Here is a 16,314-nt window from a genome sequence, read left to right as displayed (position 1 = left end):
ACGGCCATTAAGTGTAGAATATTGAATAGGAATGCGCATTTTGCGACATTTACGACTATGATGACGGAAGGCTTCTATGAAACTTTTAAGTGTGATAGTTCCCTGCTACAACGAGCAGGATAATATTTTTGATTTCTACGACGAACTCATGAAGAATGAAGCGTTTTTTAAATCCAAAGACGTGGAATTCGAGGTGATCTTCGTGGACGACGGCTCCAAAGATGAGACTGTTCCCAGGGTCAAGGAGCTCATTGCAAGGGACGGCCGTGTGCACCTTGTAAGCTTTTCAAGAAACTTTGGAAAAGAGGCAGGCATGTACGCCGGACTTCAGAAGTCCAAGGGCGACTATGTGGCGGTTATGGACTGTGACCTTCAGGATCCGCCGGCTCTTTTACCTGATATGTATAAGGCAATTGCCGAAGAGGGCTATGATTCCGTAGCCACCAGAAGGGTCAATAGAAAGGGCGAGCCCCCTATCAGATCCTTCTTTGCAAGGCAGTTCTACAAGATCATCAACAGGATGTCCAACACTGAGATCGTGGACGGAGCCAGGGATTTCAGGCTCATGACAAGACAGTTTGTGGACGCCATCCTCTCCATGAAGGAGTACAACCGCTTCTCCAAGGGTATCTTCGGATGGGTCGGCTTTAAGAATAAGTGGCTGGAGTTTGAGAACATCGAGCGCAGGAAGGGCGAGACCAAGTGGTCCTTCTGGAAGCTGTTTGTGTATGCCCTGGACGGCATAATGGCCTTTTCCACAACCCCGCTTTCCGTTGCTTCCTTCCTTGGAGTATTCTTCTGCATCGTGGCCTTTGTCTTCATCGTGCTTGTTATGGTGAGGCAGCTCACGGTGGGAGACCCCAACAACTCGGTGGGCTGGGCATCCATGGTCTGTATCATATTGTTTGTCAGCGGTATCCAGCTCTTTTGCCTTGGAATCGTGGGACAATACCTGGCAAAGGCATATCTTGAGGTCAAGGACAGGCCTCTGTACATAGTTAAAGAGGAGCTTTGATGGTCAGTATCGTAGTGCCGGTTTACAATGCGGCCAATTACATAGAGAACACCATTAAGATGGTGGAGGCCCAGACCTACACGGACTGGGAGCTTATACTGGTGGACGACTGCTCCACAGACGGCAGCGCAGCCATAATCGAGAGGATAATATCCTCCGGGCAAAAGAATATTCGGCTTATCCGGATGAGTTTCAATGCCGGAGCGGCCAATGCCAGAAATACCGGTATTGATGCGTCGGGAGGACGGTATATAGCCTTTCTTGATGCGGATGATGTGTGGAAACCCGAGAAGCTTGAGAAGCAGATTGCTTTCATGGAGAAGACCGGAGCCGCATTTTCTTTTCACTCCTATGAGTTTGGAGACAGGGATGCCAATCCCACCGGGAAGATCGTCCATGTTCCGGAGAAGCTCACATTTAAGAAGGCTCTGTCGAGAACGGTCATTTTCACAACAACTGTTATGTTTGACACAGAGAAGATAGATATGGAGATAATCCATATGCCCCAGGTTCCCAGTGAGGACACCGCCACCTGGTGGAGAATACTTAAGAGCGGCTACGAGGCCTACGGCCTTGATGAAAACCTTGCGATCTACAGGAGACCGGGGAAGTCCCTGTCATCGAATAAGCTGGTGGCTGTCAGCAGGATCTGGTTCCTTTACAGGAATATAGCGGGTCTTTCGGCACCGGCATCACTATTTTATTTTGGAGGATGGGCAGTAAGAGCGACACTCCGTCGTCTCGGTCTGTCTAGGGTATGATATGAAGCATAGAGAATCTAAGAAGAGGATCCTTGTACTGTTCCTGGCATTTGTGGGACTGTGCATGCATACCGCGGTTTACGCATGGTTCTGGTTCAGCACCTACTATCCCGTAGTATCCAGGCCTCGTGTCAGTGTGGACGGATATGCTCTCGGAAACGGACTTAAGCTGTATTTCAGGGGACATGTTCTGATACTGGCTATCTATTTCATTCTGCTATTGTTCTTTTTAAATACTTACGGTGGTCTCAAGATAGGCTACCTTAAGCCCATGGACGTGTTCTTCTCGCAGATTTTTGCGCTGTTCATGGTGAACTTTATCTCTTATTTCCAGATAGCCCTTTTGAATAACTGGCTGGTTCCCGTGGTTCCCATGGTGGAGATTTTCGTCATTGAACTGGCGATATCCTTTGTGTGGGCACACGTAACGAATGCTATTTATATGGCCATATTCCCGCCAAGAGAGCTTCTTCTCATCAGCGGCGAGTATCCTGCGGATGACATCGAGAAGAAGTTCAACAGCCGCGTGGATAAATACCATATCGTAAAGAAGATGAACATATCTGAAGGCATTGACGCTATTTATAAGGAATGCCTTGGACACTATGACGGCGTTATCATCTGGGATGTTCCCAGTCAGTTCAGAAACGGTCTGGTGAAGTATTGCTACGGCAACAACATCAGAGTCTACGTAATGCCTAAGATAACAGATGTTCTCTTAAAAGGCTCCTCCCAGCTCCACCTCTTTGATACTCCGGTTCTTCTTTTGAGGGAGTATTCCATCAAGATCGAGCAGAGGGCCATTAAGAGACTTATCGATATTGTGCTGTCTCTTTTGCTTATTGTTCTTACTTCACCCATCATGCTGGTGACTGCCATTATCATCAAGGCCTATGACGGCGGCCCTGTGCTGTACAAGCAGGTTCGCTGCACCAAGGACAGAAAGCAGTTCAAGATCATGAAGTTCAGGAGTATGAAGGTTGATGCGGAGAAGGACGGCGTTGCGAGACTGGCCTCCAAGAATGATTCCAGGATAACTCCCATCGGCAAGTTTATCCGCGCCTGCAGGATCGACGAGCTTCCGCAGCTCTTCAATATCTTAAAGGGTGAGATGTCCTTTATAGGGCCAAGACCCGAGAGACCCGAGATCATGGAGCAGTACCTTCAGGAGATGCCTGAGTTTGCCTTCAGGACCAAGGTTAAGGCAGGACTTGCAGGCTACGCCCAGGTTTACGGCAAGTACAACACAACACCCTATGACAAGCTCAAGCTGGACCTTACCTACATCGAGAACTATTCGATCTGGCTTGATATCAAACTTATGCTTCTTACAGTGAAGATTCTTTTCACCCCCGACAGTACCGAGGGCGTTGATGAGAACCAGATCACTGCCAAAAAGCCTTCGGATGGTGAGAAGAATGGGTAATTCCGGATTACAGATTCTTGTATCGGCGGTAAATAAAGACGTTTCTCTGATGCCGGAGCGGATGAACCTCGAGTCCGATGCTGTTATCGTGGATCAGCTGATCGGCGACGATGCCCCGAAGGACCTCTCGGAGGGTGATAGCTCTTTTCCCTATAAGGAGCACACCGTAAAGGTTCTTACAAGGCGTGAGAAGGGCGTGGGACTATCAAGAAACACAGCTCTTGAGGCTGCGGACGGGGATATCATCCAGTTCGGGGACGACGACATCGTCTACGAGAGTGGCTACGCTAAGAGGATACTGTCAGAGTTTGAAAAGCACCCCGAGGCGGATGTGCTTCTTTTTAATGTGAAGCAGCAGCCGGGGCGGGAGACCTACCACAACGGGGATTTCAAGGCGGTTTCCTGGTACAACTACGGAAGATATCCGGCCTATGCCATCTGCGCAAGAAGGCAGAAACTTATTGACAGCGGTGTCAGATATTCCTTGTTGTTCGGAGGGGGAGCGCCCTACATGAACGGCGAGGACAGCCTTTTTTTGCACGACTGCCTGAAGGCCGGGCTTAAGCTTTACAGAACACCGGTGGAGATCGGGAGTGAGACCCCGGGAGAATCCACCTGGTTTAAGGGTTATACGGATAAATTTTTCTACGACAGAGGCGTTTTGTATCACTTCCTGTATGGGAGGATGGCAGCCCTGTGGGGATTTAGATTTCTTTTTAAAAACCGAGAGGAAATGTGCAAAGGCAAAGGGCTTTCGGCCTGTTACAGTCTCCTTCTTGAGGGAGTAAGACACGGCAGGACCCTTTGAGGGAAAGAAGCATGAAGAAGCCTTTTTTCACGATCATTGTAGTTTCATATAATGCCGGGGATAAGCTGGTGAAGACGGTAAAGAGCATTACGTCTCAGACCTTCACCGATTACCGGATCCTGGTGAAGGACGGAATGTCCACAGACGGCTCCGTTGAGAAGCTCAAGGCCGCATTCGACGTAGTAAACGCCCATGAGGTGGACATTACAAAGAAGGACAGGAAGAGTAAGATCACCCTGCTGGAGAGCTGCGACAACGGCATCTACCACGCCATGAACATCGCTACGGCTTTTCTTGGCGGGAAGATCATGGAGGCGAGAGCCGAGGAGGAAGGGCCGGAGACCGGAGAGGTGAAGCTTTTAAAGGCCGGGGAGAGCCCTTCATATATCTTTTTCCTGAACTGCGGAGACTATTTCAGGAACGAGAACGTCCTCAGGGACGTCCACAGGATGATACAGGACAGGAACAGCCTTGAGGGGACCACGCTGCCGGTGATCTACTACGGGGACATTTTCGACTCCACAACGGGGAACCGGGTGGCCTCAAATCCCAGGATCGACGACCTTGCCTGCTATAGGAACGTGCCGTCACATCAGGCCTGCTTCTACGACGAGAGGCTGATCTACAGGAATCCCTTCGACCTTAAGTACAAGGTTAGGGCGGACTACGAGCAGTTCCTTCGGTGCTTTTACAGGGAGAAGGCCGAGACCGTGTATATGCCCGTGCTGATAGCGGATTACGAGGGCGGCGGATTCTCCGACAAGAACAAAAAGATTTCGGAGCAGGAGAGAAGGGAGATCATCCTCATGTATCTGCCTGCGGAAAAGGTTAGGAAATACGACCTTTTGAGGGCGGTGACCCTTGCACCTTTAAGGACAGCGATAGCGAACAACAAGATTACGGCGGGGGCCTACAACGGCCTTAAGAGCGCCATTTACGCCATTATAAAGAAGTAACGGCCTGGGAGATAGTTCTTTTCCCTGCCGGGAGGAGCAGCATTGAGGATCCTTTGGGTTTGCAATATCATGCTTCCGGCCTACGCCATTGCCCATGGCCTGGATTATTCAGTTCGGGAGGGGTGGCTGACCGGTTGCCTTAGCAGAATTAAAGAGAAAAAAGACGGCGAAGAAGAGATCACTCTCGGAGTGTGCTTTCCTGTAAGCGAGGGCGGCACCGGCGCCGGAGAAGAGATAGACGGCGTCACCTACTACAGTTTCAGGGAGGATCTGGAGCACCCTGAGGTCTACGACGGCACCATCGAGAACAGGCTCCACGTGATAATCGACGACTTTAAGCCGGATCTGGTGCATATTTTCGGCACCGAGTTTCCCCATACGCTGGCAATGCTTCGGGCTTTCGGAAACCCCGACAGGGTTCTCCTGGGGATCCAGGGCTTTTGCGGCGCCATTGCCGAGGAGTATATGGCAAACATTCCTGAGGAAGTGCAGAACAACGTGACTTTCAGGGACAGGCTCAAGGAGGACTCCTTAAGGCAGCAGCAGGAGAAGTTTAAGATAAGGGCCGAGCACGAGCGTGAGTCAATTCTCCTTGCGGGAAACATCACCGGGCGCACCGCTTTTGATAAGTCCAGAAGCGCTCAGATCAATCCCGAAGCCAGATATTTCCATATGAACGAGACCATGAGGCCCTGCTTCTATGAGGGAAAGTGGGACGAGAAAGAGGCGGAGAGCCACAGTATCTTTTTATCCCAGGGAGATTATCCCCTCAAGGGCTTCCATTTCATGCTTCAGGCCATGCCCGAAATCCTGGAAAAATACCCGGATGCTCACCTGTACGTTGCGGGAAACAACATCATGGGCAGGAGCAAGTACCCGTATTTCCTCAGGGCCAGCGCCTACAGCAAATATATCAAGAGCCTTATATCCAAAAACCGCCTGAAAAAGAAGGTTACCATGGTGGGAATGCTCACGGATGAAGGCATGAAACAGCAGTTTTTGGAGAGCAGCGTTTTTGTCTGCCCCTCAATCATAGAGAATTCCCCCAACTCGGTGGGAGAGGCCATGCTCCTCGGAGTTCCCGTGGTGGCCGCCAGGACCGGCGGAATACCTGATATGGTAACGGAGAACAAGGACGGGCTTTTGTTTGAAAAAGGAAATGCCGCAGAGCTTGCCAAATGCATCCTTCAGATCTGGGATGAGCCGGTGATCTCTGCGGTTTACGGCGACAATGCGGCAGCCCACGCCCGCATCACCCACGATGCGGACGCCAATTACAGGCGGCTCATTGAGATCTACAAGACCATCATAAGCGGGTAAAAAAGTTGGTTATAACCTTTGTATCTAACTACATAAACCACCATCAGCTTCCTTTCTGCAGGGCCATGAGCGCCTTCGGGGAGGAAGTAGAGTTTTATTTTGTCCAGGTTATGCCCATGGAGGAAAAGAGAAAGAGCATGGGCTGGGCCGTGGACGAGTCCGCCATTCCCTACCTGGTGCTGTATTACAAGGAACCGGAGCGGGCTTCCGGGCTCATCCGTGAGAGCGACGTGGTGCTCTTTGGCTGGACCGAGGGCAGGATCGCAGATCTTGAGGCAGAAAGGCTATCTTCCGGCAAGCTGTCCTTCAGAGTCAGCGAGAGGATCTACCGGGAGGGACAGTGGAAGTTCATTTCCCCCAGGGGCCTTGCAGCCAAGTACAGGGAGCATATCAGGTACCGCAACAAGCCGGTCTACCTTCTTTGCACCGGTGCCTACGTGGCATCGGACTTTTCGCTGATAAAGGCGTACCCCGGAAAGATGCTGAAATGGGGCTACTTCCCGGAGAGTGAGGGAAAAGAGCCATCACAGGGAGCGACGGGGCTGGAAGGCACAGACAGCCGTGGCGGCGCCGTGGAAGCCGGTGCGTCTGCGGGGGCGCAGGCTGGCGGATGCGAAATGTCCGGTGATGCCGGTGCGTCTGCGGAGGCGCAGGCTGGCGGATGCGAAACGTCTGGCGATGCCGGTGCGTCTGCGGAGGCGCAGAGCGGCAAGCTTCGGATTTGCTGGGCCGGAAGGCTTATTGACCTTAAGCACCCTGAATTTGCGGTGCGTCTGGCCGCTAAGCTCAAGAGCCTGGGTAAAGAGTTTGAGATGGATATCGTGGGCGACGGCCCATTGAAGGCTTCCCTTGAAGCTATGGTGGAGAAGTCCGGTCTTTCGGATTGTGTGAACCTTGCGGGCGGGAAGAAGCCAGCTGAAGTCAGGCATTACATGGCCGGGGCGGAGATGTTTCTTTTTACCAGCAATTATCTTGAGGGCTGGGGAGCCGTTGTGAACGAAGCCATGTCCTGTGGCTGCGCGGTTGTTGCATCCGGCGAGGCGGGAGCTGTACCTTTCCTTATAAAGGACGGGGAGAACGGCCTTGTCTATGATGGCGGAAGCTACGAGGATTTTGAGAAGAAGGCCCTGTCGCTGTATGAAGACAGTGCAAGAATAGAGAGTATTGGTCGCAGGGCGGCCGAAACCATAGAGAAAACCTGGAATGCAAAGGTGGCAGCCGGGGAACTGGTGCGCTTTTGCAGGGAATTCTTTGAAAACGGAAAGCCTGAGCCTGCCGGGGACGGCCCCATGAGCAGGGCACAGGTTATAAAAGCGCCGGGATTTAAGCGTACTCTGGAAGAGAAAAACCGGCTGGAGTAAGTAAATGAGAACTATCGACAAGCTGCTGGATGCGGAAGTTGAATATTTTAAGATCAGGTTCAGAATGGTGGACCTGATTTTTGCTGCCGTGATGCTGGCTTTGGGACTGATATTCAGACTCTCCCTGTATGACGTGATCTCCGGGGACTACGCTTTGTCTTTTGCCGACTGGATGCGAGAGTGCCACGAGGCCGGCGGATTCGCCTATCTTGGGATAAAGCCCGGGGTGTCCGATGCCAGCACCTTCGATTACAACTGCATGTTCCAGTACATTATCGTGCTGCTTCACTACATCGGCGGCGGAGTAAAGGACATCTATCTGGTAAAGACCGTGTCCGTGATCTTCGACGTTGTCTGCGCCGTGACCATCGGAAGGATCACCTTTGAAGCCACTTCCGGGAATGTGAGAAAGTCCGTGCTGGCCTTTGGGTGCATCATGTTCCTTCCTACTTCGGTTCTTAACAGCGGGGCCTGGGCCCAGAATGACGCCATTTTCGGATCATTCCTGCTTCTTTCGTTTCTTCATTTCATGAAGGGAAACAGCAACAGAGGTTTCATTTATCTGGCCATCAGCTACAGCTTCAAACAGCAGGCCATTTTTCTTGCACCTTTCATCATCATCCTGTGGCTAAAGGACAAGATAAAGCTCAGATACGTGTTCTGGGTGCCCGTAATTTACGTGCTTTCAACAATACCAGCTGTTATTGCGGGACGGAATTTCGGCGAGCTTATGGGAATCTACGGAAGTCAGGCCACCATGTTCTCGCGGCTTTCCATGAACTATCCCAGCATTTACACAATAATCACGGGGCAGCTTGATGTGGAGATCAGGAAGAAGCTGATCCCCGCCGGAGTGATCTGCACCCTGGCTATCTTCGGCGCTCTGGCCTATGTTATCAGAAACAAAAAGTTCGAGGTCACAAGGGAATATATGGTGACCCTGGCGATATTTACCATACTGCTTTGCTGCTTCTGTCTTCCCACCATGCATGAGCGTTACGCCTATGTGGCAGAGCTTCTGGCAGTGGTTTACGCACTTTTGAATTATAAGAGAGCGGCTGTCTGCACCTTTTTGCAGGTCATAGCCATGATCACCTACACAAGATTTTTGTTCGGCTCAACGGTTACGGTTTTGTGGCCGCTGACTGTGGCGATGCTGGTCATAATACTGGCAGTAGGCCGCGATATGTATCTCCAGATGAAGGTTCCGGAGGAAATCCATGACTGAATTTAGCAAGAAGATAACGGTAATAATACCTGCATATAATACAGCGAACCTGGTAAAAAAGTGTGTGGCTTCGGTGCTGGCACAGGACTACCCGGAAGATCTGCTGGAAGTGATAGCCGTGGACGACGGCTCCACTGACGCAACACCCGGGATTTTGGATGAAATGGCCGGGGAGCATAGGAATCTCAAGGTCATCCACAAGGAAAACGGAGGATCCAGCAGTGCCAGAAATGTTGGGCTTTTGGCGGCAACAGGCGACTATGTGGGATTTGTTGACAGCGACGACTTTGTATCAAAAGAGATGTACTCTGTCATGATGGCTGCGGCTATGGAGCACGATGCAGACATGGTGCAGGCTTCCAGGGATGAAATTGCAGAGGATGGCTCGAAGCTTGCGGATGTTGTGATCCCGCCTTCAGAGGTAACTGAGATTTCCCCGGAGGAGCATTTGAGGACACTGCTTATGCATACCGGAGATGCCTCTTTTTGCACAAAGCTGACGAAGAGGAGCCTCTTTACAGATGAGATGAAGTTCCCGGAGGGAGAGCTCAACGAGGATTTCTATCTGATGATCCATATGCTGGAGAAGGTGAATAAGCTCGTCATCCTTCCGCAGCAGTTCTATCACGTATTCTACAGAACAGGCAGCAACTCAAGAAAGACCAGGGATAACAAGGATTACTTCCCTCCGGTATTTACGGATATCGTAAGGAATGCGGATGTGGCCCTTGATCTTGTAAAGAAGAATCACCCGGCCCTTACAGAGGTGGCTGAGCGCTTTGGTTATGTTCAAAGGCTTGACTATCTTCTTCATATTCCGATCTCCAAGATGACAAAGGACAACGAATTTTATAATTCTGTGGTCTCTTACGTGAGAAAAAACATGTCTTCCATAAATGAAAATAAGTACCTTACCGGCAAGCAAAAGACCTATCTGAAACTCCTTGCACCGGCCCCGAAACTGGTGCGTCAAATCCATGCAAAACTGCGAGGGCTCTAAGTTTATGAAGAAAATTATATTTGGATTTATTCTGGCCCTTTCGCTGATTGTGAGCATTTGTTATGGAATTCAGAAAAGCGGCTATCACGAGGATGAATATTATACCTATTACTCCTCCAACAGGAGCATCGGACTCTACCAGCCTGACAGAGAGTGGCAGGATCGACAGACCATCCTCGATGAGTTTGCGGTAAAACCGGGTGAGGGCTTCAACTACGGAATGGTGAAGCTGGTCCAGAGCTGGGATGTTCATCCGCCTTTTTATTACTTTATCTTCCACACCCTGTGCAGCTTTGTGCCGGGGCAGTTCTCCAAGTGGCCGGGGCTTATTACCAATTTGATAGCTTTTGTTATTGCTTTTATCTTCCTGTGTCTTCTCATGGAGGAGCTTGAGCTTCCGCTTCCTTTGGAGATCCTTACACTGGTGTTCTGGGGGCTGAATCCACAGACGGTTTCAAGTAATCTCCTGATCAGAATGTACGCATGGCTTGGGGCTGCGGTCATGGCCTGCGCCTACTTTCATGTGCGGCTGATAAAGAGGTATGACGAGCTGCGCGCCGGTGCCGGAAGCGCAAATCTTGGCGGCGAAAAGGCCGGCGGCGCGGGGGCCGGCAGCGCAAATCTTGGCGGCGGGAAGGCCGGCGGTGAAGGCGAAAAGCCTGGCAGCGGGAAGGCTGGCGGCGATAGCGCGAATGGCGACTTGAAGGGGCTTATCCTTAAGGGATTTCTTCCAATCGCTATTGTTTCGTATCTGGGATTTCTTATTCAGTACTTCTATATATTCTTCTTTGTATGTATTGGAGCGGTTTGCGCTTTTTGGCTTCTGCTTAAGAAACAAAAAATTAAAGAAGGATTTATTTATATAGGGATTTGTGCGGCAAGCTTGCTTCTGGCAGTTGCCACATATTCTTCGGCTGTTCGTCATATGTTCGGAGGTTACAGGGGCACAGGTGCCTCAGGAAGCCTCTTTGATATGAATAACACCTGGATGCGAATTTCCTTCTTTATGGGTCTTTTAAATGACTTCGTGTTTGGCGGAGGCCTGGTGGTGATAGCGCTGATTCTTTTCCTGGGGATCGCCTACGGGATCGGTCTTCGTAACAAGAAGGCCAGAGGGATACTAAACAGCCGCTATGACGGGCTCTCCAATATGACCGGCGGGAAAAAGAGTGCCGGGGCGCGCGGCGAGAATGAAACCGCGGCAGGTTCCGATGGCAAATCTGCACCGGTAGGCCGGGAGCTTAAATTCGGCCCTGAGCTGGTGGCCCTTACAGTGGGAGCCTTTGGCTATTTCCTTTTGACTTCAAAGACTGCTCTTTTGGTGGGGGCAGCTTCTAACAGATATGAGATGCCTATCTACGGGCTTTTGATCCTTCTGATATTCCTTGACGGCTACTATGTGCTGTCAAAGCTCGGAAACAGGACACTCCTGTGGGTAATGGGAGCAGTTATGCTGGCTTTCCTGTTTAAGGGACTCATAAATGACGGCAGGGTGCTGTTCCTTTACCCGGAGGACAGGGACAAGATGGCCTATGCTGAGGCAAACTCGGGCGAAGTTGCTGTTGTGATGTTTAATCCGGCGACACCTCAGAACGTGTGGAGGCTGACGGATGAGCTGCTTGAGTATCCCAAGGTCTTTTACATGGATGAGGAGAACCTTGATAAAATAACCGACGCTGAGGTCGTAAACGCAGATAAGATCGTGCTCTATGCCGCGGACGACGACTATCAGAAGGAAGCCTTCGACAACCTTAAGGCTGGCGCAAACCTGACTAATATCAAGTGGATCGCCACAGAGGACATGTGGAACACCTATGAAGTAACGCCGTAAGTCAGCAAGTTGTGGCTGTTCACCGGAAGGTACATCCAATAAATTTGATTACCAAAAGTGAAAACCACGTGTCTCACCTATAGGTACAACCTTAGCCGGCTGGGCAAAGAGAGAAAATAATACCATACCGCTGATAAAGCGGGGTTTAGTATTACATTTCAGGGTTTTTATGAGGTCAAAGAGGCATAAAGTAATACTAACGGACATATATAGAGGGATTAGTATTATTTTTGTAATACCAAACCCGGGATTTTTGGGGTATTGGTATTATTCCAGCCGTCAAGTCCCCCAAAAGGCCCCCAAAGCCTCCCGCATCCGACTCCACCGCTACCAACACACCGATACAAAAAATTGTCCCATGACCCCGTCCCCGGTGGCCAAGGAGAACCGTCCCCGGTGGCCCCAGCCAAGAGTGCCAAAAAGAACCGTCCCCGGTGGCTATTTTTGACACTGCCGGCATCCTACGTTATAATCAATTAGTTAAACTATCATTAAAATAAGAGGGATTTATAAATGGAAAGATCAATACTTGATAACAAGACGATCCTCGTTACCGGTGGAACCGGGTCCTTTGGACACTGCTTTACCGAGTATCTGCTCCAGCACTACAACCCTAAGAAGATCATCATCTATTCAAGGGACGAGTACAAGCAGTTCACCATGTCCAACGAGAAGATTTATAGAGAAAATGCAGAGAAGATGCGTTTCTTCATCGGCGATGTGAGAGACGGCGCAAGACTTGAGAGAGCCTGCGAGAACGTGGACTATATCATCCATGCGGCAGCTCTTAAGCAGGTTCCCGCCTGTGAATACAACCCCGATGAGGCCATCAAGACCAATATAAACGGAGCCCAGAACGTTATCAATGCGGCTCTCAACACCGGTGTTTCAAGGGTTGTGGCTCTTTCCACTGACAAGGCCGTTAATCCCGTGAACCTCTACGGTGCAACCAAGATGGTTTCAGACAAGCTCTTTATCGCAGCCAATGCTTACGCAGGCGCCAAGGACATCAACTTCTCCATCGTGCGCTATGGCAACGTGGCAGGAAGCCGCGGATCCATCATTCCTTTCTTCAAGAGCCTTATCGAGAAGGGTGAGAAAGAGCTTCCCATAACAGATTACAGAATGACAAGATTCTGGATCAGCCTTCCTCAGGGCGTTGAGCTGGTTCTTAAGGCTCTGGCAGAGGCCAAGGGCGGTGAGACCTTCATCAGCAAGATCCCTTCATTCCACATCAAGGACCTGGCAGAGGCTATGTGCCCCGGCATCGGAACCGTGGAAGTTGGCATCCGTCCCGGCGAGAAGCTTGACGAGTGCATGGTTACCACTGAGGACGCTCCTTTCACCTACGAGTTCGACAAACACTTTGTCATCTATCCTCAGGTTACCTTCAACGAGTGGCAGACTCCCGATCCTGCGGGCAAGAAAGTCCCCGACGGATTCTACTACAGCTCAGGCAACAACACAGAATGGATGAGCGTAGAGGAGATAAGAAACAGACTTTCAGAGGCAGTTGATCACTAAGCTGCCCCATTCAAAAACATAAGCTGCAAACAAATCGGAAGCACCAGGTCTTTTAGCGGCCGATGCTTCCTTTTTACGATACGGGGCGCCGCCTTTGGCGCGGCCCTATAATACGATAAAAGGCGCCGCCTTTGGCGCGGCCCTATAATACGATAAAAGGTACCGCCACCGACGCGGCCTTACGATAATCAGGGATGTGTTGATGAAACTTAGTGTAGTTGTGCCTGTCTACAACATGGCAGCGGACGGAAAACTTGAATATTGCCTCGACAGCCTGGTTTCCCAGACCCTGGAAGACGGAAGCTACGAGATAATCGCAGTGGACGACTGCTCAACGGACAACTCCTACGAGATCCTAAAAAGCTACCAGGACAGATACCCCGGGCGCTTCATAGCCATCCATTCGGAAAAGAACCTTCACCAGGGCGGAGCCAAGAACATAGGCCTTGCAATTGCGAAGGGCGAGTGGCTGGGCTTCATCGATGCGGATGACTGGATCACTCCCGATTACTACGAGAAGCTCATCAGGAAAGCCGAGGAGACCGGCGCCGACATGGTAGGCTGCGACTACAACTTAACCCACGAGCACAGCTTCAAGGTCGGTCAGATAGTCCACAACAACAACTTCGAGCAGACCGGCGTCATGGACCACGACAGATATGCAAAGCTCCTTATCGAGACCGGAAGCCTGGTTGTTAAGATTTACAGACGCGAGCTGATCCTTAAGGACTATGTCCCCGGAACCAAAGACAAACTGGACGTTTTCCCGGAGAACATCTTCTATGAGGACAACGCGGTCAGCAACACCTGGATGACCCGTTCCAAACACTTTGAATACATTCAGGAGCCGCTCTATTACTACTATCAGCACGATGCCTCGACGGTTCACAGCATCTCCAGGAAAAACCTGGAGGACAGAATGGCTGCAGGCCGTATGATAGTGTCTGAAGCCAGAGAAAACGGCTACTTTGAGGAATATAAGCCGGAGATCGAGTTCCAGTACACGGTGCTTTTCTACGTGAACACCCTGTTCTCGGCCATGCCCAAGAAATTCAGGGTTCCCGGCTGCTACAGCTTTACAAAGGCTTTGGGAAAAGAGATGAAGGAGACCTTTCCTGATTTTCAGAACAACCCATACTACATAGAGAAGATCCATCCCGAAGAGAAGAAGCTTATCGGCTTCCAGATGAGATCACACCTTTTCTTTTACGTTTACTACAGACTTCTGTGGTTTTACAGAGACCTGCGATCAGGTAAAAAAAGCTGAGGCCGGCAATTCACGAATCGGCTTCGGAAGGGATATATTTAGATGCGAAAGATTTACAGTAAACTCAAGGTGCTTCTTGATAAGAGGCAAAAAAGACAGATGGTGGGCATAGTCATCCTGATGCTCATAGGAGGCGTACTTGAAGCCTTCGGTATCGCCATGATCGCCCCTGTGATGCAGGTTGTCATTGACCCCAAACAGGTTGAGGAGAGCAGGGTGCTTTCAGGGATCTACAACCTGTTCCATCTTGGCAGCACCACCCAGCTGGCGGCCCTTATCATGGTGGCTCTGATCCTGGTATTTGTCATAAAGAACGTATTCCTGTACTTCATGAACGTGGTACAGCTCAGATTCGTCTACACCAACCAGTTCGCCACCTCCCGCCGCATGATGATCAATTTCATGCAGCGCCCCTATGAGTACTACTTAAACGCTGACACAACTGTCATCCAGAGGAACATCACCTCGGACGTAAATAACCTCTACGCCCTGATTCTTAGCTGCCTGCAGCTTATCAGTGAGATGATCGTGTTTGTATGCCTGGTTATCATACTTCTTAGCCAGGACGCCAAAATGACCTTAACAATCGCAACCCTTCTTGTTATCGTGCTGCTCGTTATCAAGTTCTTTATCAAGCCCGTCATGGTCAAGGCCGGACAGGACAACCAGGACTACTACAGCGGCCTTTACAAGTGGATCTACGAGTCCGTTACCGGTATCAAGGAGATCAAGGTTGCGAACAAAGAGAACTACTTCATCAACGGCTATGCTGACTGCGGCGCAGGCTACGTCAACGCAGTCCAGAAATACAACCTCTACAATTCAACACCCAGGCTTCTTATCGAGACTATCGCCATTGCAGGCATGATCGGCTATATGCTGGCGGTAATGGCCACCGGAACCAGTATTGCTTCCCTGCTTCCTCAGCTCACCGTGCTGGCAGCGGCAGCGGCAAGACTCCTTCCCAGCGCCAACAGGATCAACAACTACCTGACCTCCATCGCATATTTTGAGCCTTTCCTTGATAACGTAAGCGACAATCTCCAGAATGAGATCCACGACACCTCCATCAACTACAACAGTGATGATTATAGGGTAAAAGAGGCAGTGGAGAAGCTTCCCGTTACGAAGACCATAAGGCTTGAGGATATCACCTACAAATATCCCAACACCGACAAGCTTATCCTTGATAAAGCAACCATGGACATTCCCGTTGGAAAGTCCGTGGGAATCGTTGGAACTTCAGGCGCAGGTAAGACCACCATCGTGGACGTTCTCCTGGGACTTTTACAGCCCGAGAACGGAAGGATCCTGGCCGACGGCGTTGATGTCAACACCAACTACAGGGGATGGCTTAAGAACATAGGCTACATCCCTCAGACAATATTCATGACGGATTCAACCATCAGGAAGAACGTGGCTTTCGGCGTTCCCGAGGATGAGATAGATGACGCAAAAGTATGGCAGGCCCTCAAGGAGGCTGCTCTTGATGAATTCGTAAAAGAGCTGCCGGAAGGCCTGGACACTCAGATCGGCGAGAGAGGAATAAGACTCTCCGGCGGACAGCGTCAGAGGATCGGAATAGCGAGAGCTCTTTTTGAGGATCCGGAAGTCCTGGTGCTGGATGAGGCTACATCGGCCCTTGATAATGACACCGAGGCAGCCATTATGGATTCAATAAACAGACTTCACGGAAGAAAAACGCTTGTTATCATTGCCCACAGGCTTCAGACCATAGAAAAATGCGACATGATCTACAGCATCGGAGAGGGCAAGGCAACACTTAAAGAAGAAAAGTAACAGGTTTGGGGGAACCG

General features: G+C 50.5%; 13 protein-coding genes. All 13 read left to right on the top strand.

Features of this window, described 5'->3' with window-relative positions:
* Nucleotides 1-76: 76 nt before the first annotated feature.
* The 13 genes from T456_RS0118155 to T456_RS0118095 all read left to right on the top strand — a co-directional run bounded on the left by T456_RS0118155 (nt 77) and on the right by T456_RS0118095 (nt 16,297).
* Entirely contained in the window at nt 77-1,015 is a 939-nt protein-coding gene (locus T456_RS0118155) for a glycosyltransferase family 2 protein (protein ID WP_024867418.1), read from the top strand.
* The gene (locus T456_RS0118150) at nt 1,015-1,776 is read left to right on the top strand and encodes a glycosyltransferase family 2 protein (RefSeq protein WP_024867417.1); all 762 of its coding nucleotides are present in this window, start codon (nt 1,015-1,017) and stop codon (nt 1,774-1,776) included. Before T456_RS0118155 ends, T456_RS0118150 begins: the two co-directional genes overlap by 1 nt.
* 1 nt (nt 1,777) lies before the next feature.
* A complete protein-coding gene (locus tag T456_RS0118145) occupies nt 1,778-3,202 on the top strand; it encodes an exopolysaccharide biosynthesis polyprenyl glycosylphosphotransferase (RefSeq protein ID WP_024867416.1) in 1,425 nt (474 codons plus the stop codon).
* Entirely contained in the window at nt 3,195-4,010 is an 816-nt protein-coding gene (locus tag T456_RS0118140) for a glycosyltransferase family A protein (RefSeq protein WP_024867415.1), read from the top strand. Before T456_RS0118145 ends, T456_RS0118140 begins: the two co-directional genes overlap by 8 nt.
* Nucleotides 4,011-4,021: 11 nt before the next feature.
* Nucleotides 4,022-4,966, top strand: coding sequence for a glycosyltransferase (locus T456_RS0118135; RefSeq protein ID WP_024867414.1), 945 nt, complete (start codon nt 4,022-4,024; stop codon nt 4,964-4,966).
* Between the two features lie 42 nt (nt 4,967-5,008).
* Entirely contained in the window at nt 5,009-6,286 is a 1,278-nt protein-coding gene (locus tag T456_RS0118130) for a glycosyltransferase family 4 protein (protein WP_024867413.1), read from the top strand.
* A gap of 5 nt (nt 6,287-6,291) precedes the next feature.
* Entirely contained in the window at nt 6,292-7,647 is a 1,356-nt protein-coding gene (locus T456_RS0118125) for a glycosyltransferase family 4 protein (RefSeq protein ID WP_024867412.1), read from the top strand.
* Between the two features lie 4 nt (nt 7,648-7,651).
* Nucleotides 7,652-8,875 carry a hypothetical protein gene (locus T456_RS0118120; protein WP_024867411.1) on the top strand — a complete coding sequence of 408 codons (1,224 nt, stop codon included), beginning with the start codon at nt 7,652-7,654 and terminating at the stop codon, nt 8,873-8,875.
* Nucleotides 8,868-9,875 (top strand): glycosyltransferase family 2 protein, encoded by a 1,008-nt coding sequence (locus T456_RS0118115; protein ID WP_024867410.1) that lies wholly within the window; start codon nt 8,868-8,870, stop codon nt 9,873-9,875. The genes T456_RS0118120 and T456_RS0118115 overlap by 8 nt, the downstream gene beginning before the upstream one ends.
* Before the next feature lie 4 nt (nt 9,876-9,879).
* On the top strand, nt 9,880-11,706 hold the full coding sequence (locus T456_RS0118110; RefSeq protein ID WP_024867409.1) for a hypothetical protein: 1,827 nt from the start codon (nt 9,880-9,882) through the stop codon (nt 11,704-11,706).
* Nucleotides 11,707-12,219: 513 nt separating this feature from the next.
* Nucleotides 12,220-13,230 (top strand): UDP-N-acetylglucosamine 4,6-dehydratase (inverting), encoded by a 1,011-nt coding sequence (pseB, locus tag T456_RS0118105; protein ID WP_330369827.1) that lies wholly within the window; start codon nt 12,220-12,222, stop codon nt 13,228-13,230.
* A gap of 202 nt (nt 13,231-13,432) precedes the next feature.
* On the top strand, nt 13,433-14,497 hold the full coding sequence (locus tag T456_RS0118100; protein ID WP_024867407.1) for a glycosyltransferase family 2 protein: 1,065 nt from the start codon (nt 13,433-13,435) through the stop codon (nt 14,495-14,497).
* Nucleotides 14,498-14,539: 42 nt separating this feature from the next.
* Nucleotides 14,540-16,297 carry an ABC transporter ATP-binding protein gene (locus T456_RS0118095; RefSeq protein ID WP_024867406.1) on the top strand — a complete coding sequence of 586 codons (1,758 nt, stop codon included), beginning with the start codon at nt 14,540-14,542 and terminating at the stop codon, nt 16,295-16,297.
* Nucleotides 16,298-16,314 lie beyond the last annotated feature (17 nt).

The organism is Butyrivibrio sp. FCS014, from assembly GCF_000526935.1.
In the GTDB taxonomy this organism is placed as follows: domain Bacteria; phylum Bacillota; class Clostridia; order Lachnospirales; family Lachnospiraceae; genus Butyrivibrio.
The sequence above is the reverse complement of the archived record's forward strand: the minus strand, read 5'-3'. Positions and strand labels throughout refer to the sequence as shown.

Bases quoted from the DNA above. Each gene is read 5' to 3' on its own strand.
- T456_RS0118155 (WP_024867418.1), top strand. From the start codon at position 77: ATGAAACTTTTAAGTGTGATAGTTCCCTGCTACAACGAGCAGGATAAT.
- T456_RS0118150 (WP_024867417.1), top strand. From the start codon at position 1,015: ATGGTCAGTATCGTAGTGCCGGTTTACAATGCGGCCAATTACATAGAG.
- T456_RS0118145 (WP_024867416.1), top strand. From the start codon at position 1,778: ATGAAGCATAGAGAATCTAAGAAGAGGATCCTTGTACTGTTCCTGGCA.
- T456_RS0118140 (WP_024867415.1), top strand. From the start codon at position 3,195: ATGGGTAATTCCGGATTACAGATTCTTGTATCGGCGGTAAATAAAGAC.
- T456_RS0118135 (WP_024867414.1), top strand. From the start codon at position 4,022: ATGAAGAAGCCTTTTTTCACGATCATTGTAGTTTCATATAATGCCGGG.
- T456_RS0118120 (WP_024867411.1), top strand. From the start codon at position 7,652: ATGAGAACTATCGACAAGCTGCTGGATGCGGAAGTTGAATATTTTAAG.
- T456_RS0118115 (WP_024867410.1), top strand. From the start codon at position 8,868: ATGACTGAATTTAGCAAGAAGATAACGGTAATAATACCTGCATATAAT.
- T456_RS0118110 (WP_024867409.1), top strand. From the start codon at position 9,880: ATGAAGAAAATTATATTTGGATTTATTCTGGCCCTTTCGCTGATTGTG.
- pseB (WP_330369827.1), top strand. From the start codon at position 12,220: ATGGAAAGATCAATACTTGATAACAAGACGATCCTCGTTACCGGTGGA.
- T456_RS0118100 (WP_024867407.1), top strand. From the start codon at position 13,433: ATGAAACTTAGTGTAGTTGTGCCTGTCTACAACATGGCAGCGGACGGA.
- T456_RS0118095 (WP_024867406.1), top strand. From the start codon at position 14,540: ATGCGAAAGATTTACAGTAAACTCAAGGTGCTTCTTGATAAGAGGCAA.